The sequence below is a fragment of the Leisingera sp. CC-HEC096 genome, from assembly GCF_059429235.1.
In genome coordinates, this window is the sequence record NZ_JCAIJS010000001.1 from 297,340 (window position 1) to 309,806 (window position 12,467).

Annotated in this window: 10 protein-coding genes and 2 tRNA genes; 6 read left to right on the plus strand and 6 right to left on the minus strand. The window is 63.5% G+C overall.

Annotated features, from left to right (window positions below; all coding sequences use genetic code 11):
* Positions 1-41: 41 nt before the first annotated feature.
* Together AC5STI_RS01445 and AC5STI_RS01450 are read left to right on the plus strand one after the other, a co-directional pair.
* A complete protein-coding gene (locus AC5STI_RS01445; RefSeq protein WP_495445328.1) occupies positions 42-1,202 on the plus strand; it encodes an acyl-CoA dehydrogenase family protein in 1,161 nt (386 codons plus the stop codon).
* A 1-nt stretch (position 1,203) separates the two neighbouring features.
* Positions 1,204-2,817, plus strand: coding sequence for an AMP-binding protein (locus AC5STI_RS01450; protein ID WP_495445329.1), 1,614 nt, complete (start codon positions 1,204-1,206; stop codon positions 2,815-2,817).
* A gap of 123 nt (positions 2,818-2,940) precedes the next feature.
* On the opposite strand, the gene AC5STI_RS01455 is transcribed toward AC5STI_RS01450, so the two are convergent.
* Together AC5STI_RS01455 and AC5STI_RS01460 are read right to left on the minus strand one after the other, a co-directional pair.
* A tRNA-Cys gene (locus tag AC5STI_RS01455) sits at positions 2,941-3,014 on the minus strand.
* Between the two features lie 138 nt (positions 3,015-3,152).
* Positions 3,153-3,845, minus strand: coding sequence for a CbiX/SirB N-terminal domain-containing protein (locus tag AC5STI_RS01460; protein ID WP_495445330.1), 693 nt, complete (start codon positions 3,843-3,845; stop codon positions 3,153-3,155).
* Positions 3,846-4,020: 175 nt separating this feature from the next.
* Here AC5STI_RS01460 and AC5STI_RS01465 point away from each other — a divergent pair.
* The 4 genes from AC5STI_RS01465 (at position 4,021) to AC5STI_RS01480 (ending at position 9,259) form a co-directional block, all read left to right on the plus strand.
* Positions 4,021-4,094 (plus strand) — tRNA-Gly (locus AC5STI_RS01465).
* 213 nt (positions 4,095-4,307) lie between these two features.
* Positions 4,308-6,107: an ABC transporter transmembrane domain-containing protein gene (locus AC5STI_RS01470; RefSeq protein WP_495445331.1), complete on the plus strand. Its 1,800-nt coding sequence runs from the start codon at positions 4,308-4,310 to the stop codon at positions 6,105-6,107.
* Positions 6,108-6,317: 210 nt separating this feature from the next.
* On the plus strand, positions 6,318-8,213 hold the full coding sequence (locus AC5STI_RS01475) for an acyl-CoA synthetase (protein WP_495445332.1): 1,896 nt from the start codon (positions 6,318-6,320) through the stop codon (positions 8,211-8,213).
* 119 nt (positions 8,214-8,332) lie between these two features.
* On the plus strand, positions 8,333-9,259 hold the full coding sequence (locus AC5STI_RS01480) for an alpha/beta hydrolase (protein WP_475050926.1): 927 nt from the start codon (positions 8,333-8,335) through the stop codon (positions 9,257-9,259).
* A 6-nt stretch (positions 9,260-9,265) separates the two neighbouring features.
* On the opposite strand, the gene AC5STI_RS01485 is transcribed toward AC5STI_RS01480, so the two are convergent.
* The 4 genes from AC5STI_RS01485 to AC5STI_RS01500 form a co-directional block, all read right to left on the minus strand.
* Positions 9,266-9,823, minus strand: a complete 558-nt coding sequence (locus tag AC5STI_RS01485) for a DUF4453 domain-containing protein (protein ID WP_495445333.1) — start codon at positions 9,821-9,823, stop codon at positions 9,266-9,268.
* 68 nt (positions 9,824-9,891) lie between these two features.
* A complete protein-coding gene (locus AC5STI_RS01490; protein ID WP_475050928.1) occupies positions 9,892-10,728 on the minus strand; it encodes an alkaline phosphatase family protein in 837 nt (278 codons plus the stop codon).
* Between the two features lie 132 nt (positions 10,729-10,860).
* The gene (locus AC5STI_RS01495; protein ID WP_475050930.1) at positions 10,861-11,679 is read right to left on the minus strand and encodes a DUF2182 domain-containing protein; all 819 of its coding nucleotides are present in this window, start codon (positions 11,677-11,679) and stop codon (positions 10,861-10,863) included.
* Positions 11,680-11,691: 12 nt separating this feature from the next.
* Positions 11,692-12,333, minus strand: coding sequence for a DUF1326 domain-containing protein (locus tag AC5STI_RS01500; RefSeq protein ID WP_495445334.1), 642 nt, complete (start codon positions 12,331-12,333; stop codon positions 11,692-11,694).
* Positions 12,334-12,467: the final 134 nt, after the last annotated feature.

The window sequence follows — 12,467 nt, forward strand, 5'->3', positions numbered from 1 at the left end:
ATGAAACGGGCGCGCAGCCTGTTCACCGGGAGGAGACGCGGATGGCGGACAAGAGCTTTCTAACCTGGCCGTTCTTTGAAGACCGGCATCGTGCCTTGGCGGCGGAGCTGGACGAGTGGGCCGGGGCGCATCTGGGCGGGATTGATCATTCCGACACGGATGCGGCCTGCCGCTCGCTGGTGGCGGCGCTGGGCGCGGCGGGCTGGACCCGGCACAGCGGTGCCGAAGCCGGCGAGACCTTGGATGTGCGCAGCCTGTGCCTGATCCGCGAGACGCTGGCGCGCCATGACGGGCTGGCCGATTTCGCCTTTGCCATGCAGGGGCTGGGCACCGGGGCGATTTCGCTGTTCGGTACCCCGGAGCAGCAGGCCGAGTGGCTGCCGCTGACCCGGGCAGGCAAGGCGATATCGGCCTTTGCGCTGACCGAGCCGCAGTCGGGGTCTGATGTGGCGAATTCCACCATGACCGCCACGCTGGATGGCGATCACTATGTGCTGAACGGCGAGAAGACCTGGATTTCCAACGGCGGCATTGCAGATGTCTACACGCTGTTTGCCCGCACCGGCGAGGCGCCGGGGGCGAAGGGGCTTTCGGCCTTTGTCGTGCCCGCAGGCTTGCCTGGGTTCGAAGTTGCGGAGCGCCAGGAGGTGATCGCGCCGCATCCGCTGGCGACGCTGCGGTTCACCGATTGCCGAATTCCGAAATCGGCGCTGCTGGGGCAGCCCGGTGCGGGCTTCAAGATCGCCATGTCGGTGCTGGATGTGTTCCGCTCCACCGTGGCGGCGGCGGCGCTGGGCTTTGCCCGCCGGGCGCTGGACGAGGCGCTGCAGCGGGTGACGGAACGCCAAGTGCAGGGCGCGCCGCTGTTCGAACTGCAGATGGTGCAGGGCCATATCGCCGACATGGCGCTGGATGTGGATGCCAGCGCGCTGCTGGTCTACCGCGCCGCCTGGGCCAAGGATTCCGGTGCCGCGCGGGTCACGCGGGAGGCCGCGATGGCCAAGCTGTTCTCCACCGATCAGGCGCAGCAGGTGATCGACAAGGCGGTGCAGCTGCACGGTGGCGACGGTGTGCGCCGGGGCCAGAAGGTGGAAGAGCTTTACCGCGATATCCGCGCCTTGCGGATTTACGAGGGCGCCTCTGACGTGCAGCGGGTGGTGATCGCGCGCCAGGCGCTGGGTGCCTTTCAGGGAGGGAATTGAGATGCTGGGACCATCAGCCCATGCGGATACTTTCACCCGGGACAACCTGCCGCCAGCGGACCAGTGGCCGGAGTTCCTGCTGGAGGGGTTCGACTACCCCGAATACCTGAACGCCGCGGTCGAGCTGACCGATGCGATGGTGGCGAAGGGCTTTGGCGACCATACCGCGCTGATCGGCAACGGCCGCTACCGCACCTACAAGGAACTTGCCGACTGGACCAACCGGCTGGCGCATGTGCTGACCGAGGATCTGGGTGTGAAGCCCGGTAACAGGGTGCTGATCCGCTCCGCCAACAATCCGGCGATGGTGGCCTGCTGGCTGGCCGCGACCAAGGCGGGTGCGGTGGTCGTCAACACCATGCCGATGCTGCGCAAGGGGGAGCTGGCCAAGATCGTCGACAAGGCTGAGATATCCCACGCGCTGTGCGACACCCGGCTGAAGGATGAGCTGGTCGCCTGCGCCAAGGAGTCGAAGTTCCTGAACACGGTTGTGGGTTTCGACGGCACCTCCAACCACGATGCGGAGCTGGACCGGCTGGCTCTGGAGAAACCGGTCACTTATGAGGCGGTTAAGACGGGGCGGGATGATGTGGCGCTGCTGGGCTTTACTTCCGGCACCACCGGGTCGCCCAAGGCGACGATGCATTTCCACCGCGACCTGCTGATCATCGCCGATGGCTATGCCCGCGAAGTGCTGGATGTGCAACCGGAGGACGTGTTTGTCGGCTCGCCGCCGCTGGCCTTCACTTTCGGCCTGGGCGGGCTGGCGATTTTCCCGCTGCGGTTCGGTGCGGCGGCGACGCTTTTGGAGAATGCCTCTCCGCCGAACCTCATCGAGATTATCGAGAAGTACAAAGCGACGGTCTGCTTCACCGCCCCGACCGCCTACCGGGTGATGCTGCGGGCGATGGACGAGGGCGCGGATCTGTCCTCGCTCAGGGCGGCGGTTTCGGCGGGTGAAACCCTGCCCGCGCCGGTTTATCAGGAGTGGATGGACAAGACCGGAAAGCCGATGCTGGACGGGATCGGCGCGACGGAGATGCTGCATATCTTCATCACGAACCGGTTCAGCGACCACCGGCCCGCCTGCACCGGCAAGCCGGTGGGCGGCTACCAGGTGAAGGTGCTGGGCGCGGACGGCACCGAGACCCCGCGCGGGGAGGTCGGGCGTCTGGCGGTAAAGGGACCGACCGGCTGCCGTTATCTGGCTGATGAGCGGCAGGCGGGTTATGTCAAGGACGGCTGGAACATCACTGGAGACAGTTTTATCCAGGACGCGGATGGATATCTGCATTTCGCCGCGCGCAACGACGACATGATCGTCTCGGCCGGCTACAACATTGCCGGACCGGAGGTGGAGGCGGCGCTGCTGGCACATGAGGCGGTGGCGGAATGCGCAGTTGTCGGTGCCCCGGACGAGGCCCGTGGCGAGATCGTGCAGGCGCATGTGGTTCTTGCCGAGGGGCAGGCACCGTCAGAGGATCTTGTCAAACGGTTGCAGGACCACGTGAAGGCGGTGATCGCACCTTACAAGTATCCTCGTTCGGTCGTGTTCGCGGAGGCCTTGCCAAAGACGGAAACCGGCAAGATCCAGCGGTTCCGGCTGAAAGGGTAGCTGCGGCGGGCGCCGCCAGCGAAATGCACTTGGCGGCCTTGGCGCCGCTGGGTGAAACGTTTCAAGGCACATCCCGTGCGGCGGCAGTGCTTTGTATTTTCACGGAATTTCAACAGGAAAGTGTGGAGGCGAGTACCGGAATCGAACCGGTGTACACGGATTTGCAATCCGCTGCGTCACCACTCCGCCAACTCGCCATCCGTGGTGTAAGCCGTGATTAATCACATGCCCGGCGCTGGTGCAAGAGGCGTTTTGCCTTTGCCTCGGCCAAAATTGTTTTTCTTTCCGGAAGGGTAGTTTCCCGCCTGGCAGCGGGCGGGTCAAGGCCCGCGGGTTCACGCTGCGGTGCGGATCGCCTCGGCGATCAGGCTGGGAACCCCCGGCAGTGCGCCTGTGACCGGCAGCACGGGGCCGTCGAACCGGGCAGCCTGCAGCGCGTCGGGAATGTCATCTTTCACGTGGTCTCCGGCCTGGGCAAAGAACGGCAGGCAGAGCGCGCGGGCGGGCAGCGGCCCTGCAACCGTTTCGATCCGGGGATCCTGTTCGACATAGCCTGGTGACACGGTGCAGCCAGGCAGCAGCGGGCGCAATCTGGCGGCAAAGGCCTCGGCGGCCTCGGCTGCCTTGGGGCCGCGGGCAGAGCCATGGGCGGCCAGCAGCAGGTGGAACCCGTCCGGTCCCCACCCTTGCGCCCGCGCCGCGTGATGAACTGCCTGGGCCGCCAGCGGGGGCAGGGCGGCGTCCAGGCCGAAAGGCGCTGCGATGCGGCAATTGACCCCTTCCAGGCGCGCCGGCAGCACCTTGGAAGTGAAATAGCCCTGCGACATGAAGAACGGGTAGACCACGGCGCCGTCCTCAGTCACCTCCTCCAGCCGTCCCGGCGTGGCGAGGGTGGCGGAGCGGATGTCCCACCCCGGCAGAAACGCAGCAACTTCGGCGGCGAGTTTTTCCAGATCCGCCTCGGCCGGAACAGGCGCGGAGGGCTGGCCGTGGGCGGTGATGACGGCGGTTCGGGGGCTTTGGGTCACAGCGGGCGTCCGGATCCTTTTAGGGGGCTGCAAGGCAGCAGAATTATCCCATCATTTGGGGGGCTTGGGGGGTGTTCCGCAAGGGCCGTCCGAAAATTTCCAGCGGTGCCCGGAGAAAGCAAATCAAGACGGTTGACCTTCCCCGGCGCTTCCCATAAATCAGCAAATGTCCTGAGCGGGTATGGTGAAATGGTATCATAAGAGCCTTCCAAGCTTAAGGTGCGGGTTCGATTCCCGCTACCCGCTCCAGACCTTCTCCCAGTCTTGACACCTTGACCCGGCCGCGAGCCCGCCGCTGCCTGCCTGACCGCCGCGCTGATACAGTGTGACGCGGGCTGCCGCTGTTTTCATGCGCTGTTTGAAACTGCTCTGCGCTTGACGTGCGGGGCCTGCGGGGCCATGAACCATTGGCAAATGCGCGGGATCTCAGCCCGCAAGACTGAAAGTGCAGAAGGATCCGGAATGGCGCGGAGACAAGCGGCCCCGAACGCGGAACAGGAGCGGGAGAAGTCCCGGAAGATTGGCGTGCTCTCGGCCCTGTGGCCGTTTATGCGGCCCTACCGGGGACTGATGTTCGCAGCCACCTGCGCGCTGGTGCTGACGGCAGCGCTGTCGCTGACGCTGCCCTTGGCGGTGCGCCGGGTGGTGGACAACTTCCGGGTTTCCGATTCCGAGCTGCTGAACCTCTATTTCAGTGCGGCCCTCGTGATTGCGGCGCTGCTGGCCGTGGGTACCGGCGTGCGCTACGCGCTGGTGACGCGCCTGGGCGAACGGGTCGTCGCCGATATCCGCAAGGCTGTGTTCGACCGGGTGATCGGCATGAGCCCGGAGTTCTACGAACGCATCATGACTGGTGAGGTCCTGAGCCGGATCACCACCGACACCACGTTGATCCAGTCGGTGCTGGGGTCGTCGGTGTCGATTGCGCTGCGCAACCTGCTGATTTTCCTCGGCGGTATGGTTCTGATGCTGCTGACCTCGGCGAAACTCACGATGATGGTGCTGCTGATCGTGCCTGCGGTGATCGTCCCGATTCTGTTTCTGGGCCGCCGCCTGCGCGCCATCAGCAAGGAGAACCAGGACTGGATCGCGGCCTCTTCCGGCAATGCGGGGGAGGCGCTGGGGGCGGTGCAGACAGTGCAGGCCTTCACCCATGAGGACGCCAGCCGCCTGAAGTTCGGCGAGATGACGGAAACCGCCTACGACGTCTCTCGCCGCCGGATCCGGACCCGGGCCCTGCTGACTGTGATTGTGATCTTCCTGGTGTTTTCCGGCATTGTCGGCGTTCTGTGGATGGGCGCCAACGATGTGCGCGCCGGTGTGATGTCCGAGGGCACGCTGATCCAGTTCGTGATCTACGCGGTCCTGGTTGCGGGCTCTGTCGCTGCGCTGTCTGAGATCTGGAGCGAGTTGCAGCGGGCTGCGGGGGCGACCGAACGGCTGGTGGAACTGCTGAACGCTGAGGACACCGTGGTGGATCCGGCAGCGGCGCAGGTTCTGCCCGCGCCAGTGAAGGGCGAGATCGCGTTCGAGAATGTTTCCTTCCGCTATCCGTCGCGCCCGGACGTCTCAGCGCTGGAGGAGGTGTCGCTGACGGTGCAGCCGGGCGAAACAGTTGCCTTTGTCGGCCCGTCCGGTGCGGGCAAGACCACCATTATCCAGCTGCTGCAGCGGTTCTATGATCCCAATCAGGGCGCGGTTAAGCTGGACGGCGTGGCGCTGAAGCATTTGCAGCGGGACGAGTTCCGGCGCCATATCGCGCTGGTGCCGCAGGATCCGGTGATCTTTGCCGCGTCGGCGCGCGAGAACATCCGCTTTGGCCGCCCGGAAGCCTCTGACACGGAAGTTGAAGCCGCTGCCAAGGCTGCCGCGGCGCATGAGTTCATCTCGAAGCTGCCGGACGGCTACGACAGCTTTGTCGGCGAGCGCGGGGTGATGCTGTCGGGCGGCCAGAAGCAGCGGATCGCCATTGCCCGCGCGATCCTGCGCGATGCGCCGGTGCTGCTGCTGGATGAGGCAACCTCGGCACTTGATGCGGAAAGCGAACGGCTGGTGCAGGCCGCGGTGGATGAATTGAGCCAGGGCCGCACCACTCTGATTGTGGCGCACCGTCTTGCCACTGTGAAAAAGGCTGACCGGATCGTGGTGATGGACCAGGGGCGGATCGTGGCCATGGGCAGCCATGATGAACTGGTGGCGCAGGGCGGTCTGTACGCGCGGCTGGCCAAGCTGCAGTTCACCGAGGGGCTGGCGGCAGAATAACCGAAAGCTTTTGCATGATTCCTGACGCCCCGGACCCTGTTCGGGGCGTTTTTTTCGGCAATCGCCCGTATCTCGGCGGAATTGGCGTCACGTCATGCCGCAACCTGCCTTGACGTGACCCGGTGCCAAAGCTTGCGCAAATGCGTGTTTGCAATAGTCTGTGGCGAACGAGAACACACCCCGAAACACCGGGGCACGGGGAGGAGACGAATGGGTTTTTGCGGGATTACGGACCGTAACGCGCTGCAGAATGAAATGCCGTATGAGGCGCGGGATCTTCCAGCCACGCTGTATGGGCTGCTGTCGCGCACGGCGGACAGATATCCGGACAGCAACGCGGTCAGCTATCAGATCTTCTCTGGCCCCAAGGACAAGGCGGAAACCCTGACCTGGCGCACGCTGAAAGAGCAGGTGTGCCAGGCGGCCAACATGTTCCGGTCGCTGGGCATCGGCGAGAAGGACGTGGTCGCCTATGTGCTGCCCAACTGTAATGAGACGCTGGTGACCATGCTGGGCGGCGCGGTGGCGGGGATTGTGAACCCGATCAACCCGCTCTTGGAGCCGGAGCAGATCGCCTCGATCCTGCGCGAGACCAAGGCCAAGGTGGTGGTGACCCTGCGGCCTTTCCCCAAGACCGACGTGGCGCAGAAAGTGGCCGAGGCAGTGCGCCATGCGCCGGGCGTGAACACAGTGCTGGAAGTGGACCTGAACCGCTATCTCACACCGCCCAAATCCTGGATCGTGCCGCTGGTGCGGCCCAAGCTGGAAAACCAGGCCAAGGCTGCCCATGCCGATTACATGAACTTTGCCAAGGAAATGGCGAAGCATCCCAAGACGCTGAGCTTCGCCGACAGTGACGGCGACCGGGTCGCCTGTTACTTCCACACTGGCGGCACCACGGGCATGCCCAAGGTGGCGCAGCACAAATACTCGGGTCTGGTCTACAATGGCTGGCTGGGCAGCACCCTGCTGTTCAGCGAGGAAGACAACATCATCTGCCCGCTGCCGCTGTTCCACGTCTTTGCGGTGCATGTGATCATGATGGCAGCGGTGTCTTCTGGCGCGCATGTGGTGTTCCCGACACCGCAGGGCTATCGCGGCGAGGGCGTGTTCGACAACTTCTGGAAGCTGATAGAACGCTGGAACATCACCTTCATCATCACCGTGCCCACGGCGGTATCGGCGCTGATGCAGCGGGAGGTGAACGCGGATATCTCCTCGGTGAAAACCGCCTTCTCGGGGTCGGCGCCAATGCCGATGGAGCTGTTCAAGCGGTTCGAAAGCGCTTCAGGCGTCACCATTGTCGAAGGCTATGGCCTGACGGAGGCCACTTGTCTGGTGTCTTGCAACCCGCCGGGCGGTGAGAAGAAGGTCGGGTCTGTCGGCATCCCGCTGCCCTACACGGAGGTGCGGATCGTCAAGCACACCAATGGCGGACCGATGGAATGCGGGGTGGATGAGGTTGGCGAGATCTGCGTTTCCAACCCGGGGGTATTTGCCGGCAACACCTATACCGAGGCCGAAAAAAACGTGGACCTCTACTATCAGGAGAAATTCCTGCGCACAGGGGACTTGGGCCGCATCGACGAGGATGGCTACCTGTGGATCACCGGCCGCGCCAAGGACCTGATCATCCGCGGCGGCCACAACATCGACCCGGCGGAGATCGAAGAAGCGCTCCTGGGCCATGCCGCGGTGGCTTTTGCCGGAGCGATCGGCCAGCCGGACGCCCATTCCGGGGAGTTGCCCTGTGCTTTTGTTGAGCTGGTGGAGGGTGCCACGGCCAGCGAGCAGGAACTGCTGGAATACTGCAAGATCCACGTGCATGAGCGCGCGGCGATCCCCAAGCACCTGACCGTGCTGGATGCTTTGCCGAAAACTGCCGTTGGCAAGGTGTTCAAGCCCGACCTGCGCAAACACGCCATCACCCGCGTCTACAACGGCGCACTGGAGAAGGCCGGGCTGGCCGCGCGTGTTGTCAGTGTCACAGACGACAAGAAGCGCGGGCTTGTGGCCCAGGTGGAAGCCAATGGCTGTGCCGAGGCGGAGATTTCCGGCGTTTTGAACAGCTTCACCCGCCCGTGGGAGCCCGCACAAGCGGCATGATGCTGCGGGAATACGCAACTTCAGAAGCGCCCTGCGGGGCGCTTTTTCAATCAGGCATTCCATTTGCGGGAATCTCTGCCTAGGCTCGGGAAAACCGGGGCGTGCAGGGAGGCTCGCAGATGGATTACGAACGGCTGATCGACGAGGAGACCTGGGATTTCATCCAGAAGACCGGGGAACTCTACCCTGATGATGCCGTGGAGATGTCCATAGACGAGCAGCGCCGCATCTACGACTCCATGGCGCGGGAATTCCGGGCGCCGCGGCCGGACGTGGTGTCCCTCAAGAACTCCCGGGCCGATGGTGTGCCAGTGCGTATCTATACTGCGGGCGATCCCACCCGCACTGTGCTTTACTGCCATGGCGGCGGATTTGTGGTCGGGGGGCTCGACAGCCACGACGACATATGCGCCGAGATCTGCGTCCAGACCGGCTACCGGGTGGTGGCGGTGGATTACCGCCTGGCGCCGGAGCACAAGCACCCCGCCGCGTTCGAAGACGCTTGGACGGTGCTGAACTGGGTCGAGGAGACCTATGGCAAGGGGGTCGTGCTGGCGGGCGACAGCGCCGGGGCGAACATCTGTGCTGCTGTGGCGCACCACGCGCGGGGGCGGACCGATGCGCTGCTAGGGCAGGTGCTGATCTACGGTGTCTTTGGCGGCGATATGGACCAGGGATCCTACATCGAACACGCGCAGGCGCCGATGCTGACCCGCGAGGATGTTCTGTACTACATGGACATCCGGACGGACAAAGCCGCGGCCAAGGGCGACCCTCTGTTTGCGCCTCTGCGGGACAGCGATTTTTCCGGTTTGCCGCCGACGGTTCTGGTGACCGCAGATTGTGATCCGGTCCGGGACGACTCGCGCGATTACCGGGACCGCATTCTCGCCGACGGCGGCAAAGCGCATTGGATCAACGAGCCTGGGCTGATCCACGGCTATCTGCGTGCCCGCCACAGCGTCAGCCGCGCCCGCGACAGTTTCGAGCGGATCTCGATTGCGATCGAAGCGCTGGGGCAGGGGATCTGGGCTTATGACGATTAGATCCGTCTAGCCGGCAAAGTCGCGGCACCGCTCCTCGTACTGCGAGGTGTCCAGCCAGCCTCCGCTGATGAACTGCCAATCCGGGCCCGAGGTGGTGACGTAGGTCCAGTTGCTAACCGGGATATGCGAAAACTTGATGTAGTCGCCTGGATTGATCTGCCCGACCAGAGGGGCGTCCGGCCGGTGCCCGGCCCGAAGGCCCATCACAGGCCCCAGCCAGCCCAGGCAGGCGCCCTCGAATTCATCGTGCACCGGCAGGTCCCACAGCTGATAGCGCAGATGCAAGTCGTCCAGGTTCAGATAGGACTGCTTGTTGTTGACCCGGCAGCCTATGCGCCCTTCCAGTTCTCTGATCAGTGCCACCGTCCGCGCGTCTTGCGGCGGCAGGTTGACGGATTTTCCGATGCAACCGGTGTTGTCAAAGATGGCCTGCCCCAGAGGCGAGCCAAAGCAGTAGCCTGCCCGGTCGATGATTGCGTTTCTGGTGAACCACAGGTCGTGGCAGGTATCGCTGGCCAGAACCGGCGCGGCAAACAGGGATAGGGCGGCAACAAGGCATTTCATGGCAATCATTCCTGGCAACTGGAAACGGCGGCTGAAAGCTATCCTAGCACACAGCCGCCGCAGTCGCGTTACTTCAGGAAAGGTTCCGCCTTCATGGTTTCGGCAATGGGTGCCCCCAGCCGTTTAAGGATGGTCGGCGCCAGCTGGCGCTGGTCGATGACATCGCTGTGGTCGGGGCCGTCGGCATCGCCAAAGTAATAGAGCGCGGTTTCCTGCTGCAGCGGGCTGCGGCCGCCGTGGTGGCCGCGCTCGTCCTGGCCGTGGTCTGCGGTGACGATCACCTCGTAGCCCAGATCGCGCCAGCGGGTGATGAAGGGGGCCAGCATCTCGTCCATCACGAAACAGGCGTGGTCCATCTCCTGGCAGTCGTGGAAATAGCGGTGGCCCATGCTGTCCAGCGTGCAGGTGTGCAGCATTCCGTAATCCAGGCCGAAGCGCAGGCAGAGATTGGTCAGCGTGCCGAACAGATCGACATCGGACGGGGTCATCTGGTTGTCCTTGCCATAACCGGTCATGGTGTGGAAGCGGCCGTGGTTGATTGTCTTGCCTTCAGGCTCGTCGTATTCGATGTCGCGAACGTAATCGAACGGGTGGCGGTTAAAGAATGAGGACCAGTAGCTGTGTGCCACCGCACCGGTCACGCCGCCAGCTTCGCGAACCTGGCTGAACACGTCCTTTTCCTTGAGCCGGAACACATTGGCGTTGCCGGTGCAGCCGTGAATGGCTGGCGCCACGCCGGTATGGATCGAGGCATAGCAGCTGGCCGAAATCGACGGCAGAACGCTGCGCAGCTTCCAGACGCGCGCATCGCCGCTGTCCACCCATCCTTCCAGGTTGCCGAACAGGCGGCGGAAGTTGCGCCAGGGCACGCCGTCCAGAATGATGAGAAGAAGTTTGGTGTCCATGGCCCGAATCCTTTTTGCCTTGCGGTGGCTTCGGTGCCCCATTCTGGTGTCAGATTCTTGAAGCGCCATTCAAAAAGCGAATGGATGGTCTGAAACCGGCATTTTCGGGAGATCCGGCACGTCGACTGCGACTCAGAATGCGGTGGCAATCAGGTAGACGCCGGCCAGCATCAGCAGGATGCCGGCAGCCGGGACGAACAGCCGGACATGCGCCAGTCGCTTTTCCGCAAGCACGTACAATGCAATACCTGCGATCCAGTAAAGGTTCATGATCCCGCCGGCGAACAGCAGCAGCATCAATGCCCAGCAGCAGCCCAGGCAATACGCCCCGTGGTGGGCGCCCATCAGCACAGCACCAGCCAAACCTGTGCGGTGATGCGCGGTCAGGAAATGTACCGGCATACGGCAATGAAGAAGGCAGGCGTGCTTGTAGGGGGTAAACTGATAGGCGCCCGCCGCCAGCAGCAAAGCACCCGCAAAGGCACGGCTGCTGAGCGACATCATCGGGCCATCCGACAGCCCAACTGTTTCCAGCCCCCACTGCAAGGCGGTGGCTGCGGCCGAAAAGGCGCCCCAGGCCAGCAGGTAGCCGCTCAGGAACAAGAGGCTCAGCAGCGGCGCCTGGGCGGGGCGGGAGCCGGCTTTCTTGATGGCGGTGAACAGCAGCAGGACAGGGGCTGCGCTGGGTGTCATCATGGCAATCATCATGATCCACCACATCAGGAAGATCAGGACTGTGTAGGCTGGTGTCCAGACCGGGTCCGCCCCCATTTGCATAGGCGCACCGACCGGGCCGGCCATGCGGGTCATATCGACCGCGCTCATGTCCATTCCGATGCCAAAGACGGTGTAGAGCCCGCTCAGCAGCACAACAAACCCGGCCGCGCTGATGACTATTGCCTGGTCGTGGCGGGCCAGCCTTTCGGCAGGCCCCTGCATGTCCTGCTGCACGCCCATCGCTGCTTATGCCGCGCGCTGGACACCTGAACCGGTCAGGTGCAGTTCTGCGATATGGGCGTGCGTGTCGCTGTTCTTTTGCAGGCTGATGGCAGAGCCAGGGGTGCGGGTGCTGCCCCGTGCCACCGAGGCCTCGGCGTACTCAAACCCGTTCGGCAGTTTGATCTGCACGGAATGCGGGTCTCCGGAAACGATATGCGGTATCGGTTCCACTGAGGTTTCACCGATATCACCGGCCTTGGCATGGCCCTTGCCAGTTTCTTTGTCATAGCTCAGGGAGACTGGCGCGCTCAGGGTGTCGTGCTTGGTCGTGCACATGGCGTTGAAGACAAAGAACATCGTCGCAAAATCGGCGGTGTCCTGGCCGGTCATGATGGCTTCCAGCGCGGCCTTCTGGTCCGCGGTGGCACGCTCATCAATGATCAGCTGCATCTCGCCGTTGCCCTCGTGGATCGGGCCCGGCCATTTGTAGATCGCTGCGGCCAGCAGGCCATCCAGCTTGGTTTCCCCGTAGTGCCCGGTGTCGATGCGGAAGGTCAGCATTGCCTCGCAGGTGCCGTCGTTAGGCAGCTGCGAAAACTGGCAGGGGCAGCCCGGCAAGCAGTTGCAGTTGGCAATTTCCAGTCCGTGAATGGCCCAATCCGTCATGAGGTTCCCTCCTGTTCTGCCTGAAAAGCAAAACTGCCCGGAGGTTTCGGGCTCGGCCTGAAGGAAATTTGCTGCGCTCAGTTATGATGCTATTGTTTGCGGCAGGTTTCGCCGCATTCTCCCCGTGGCGTCAA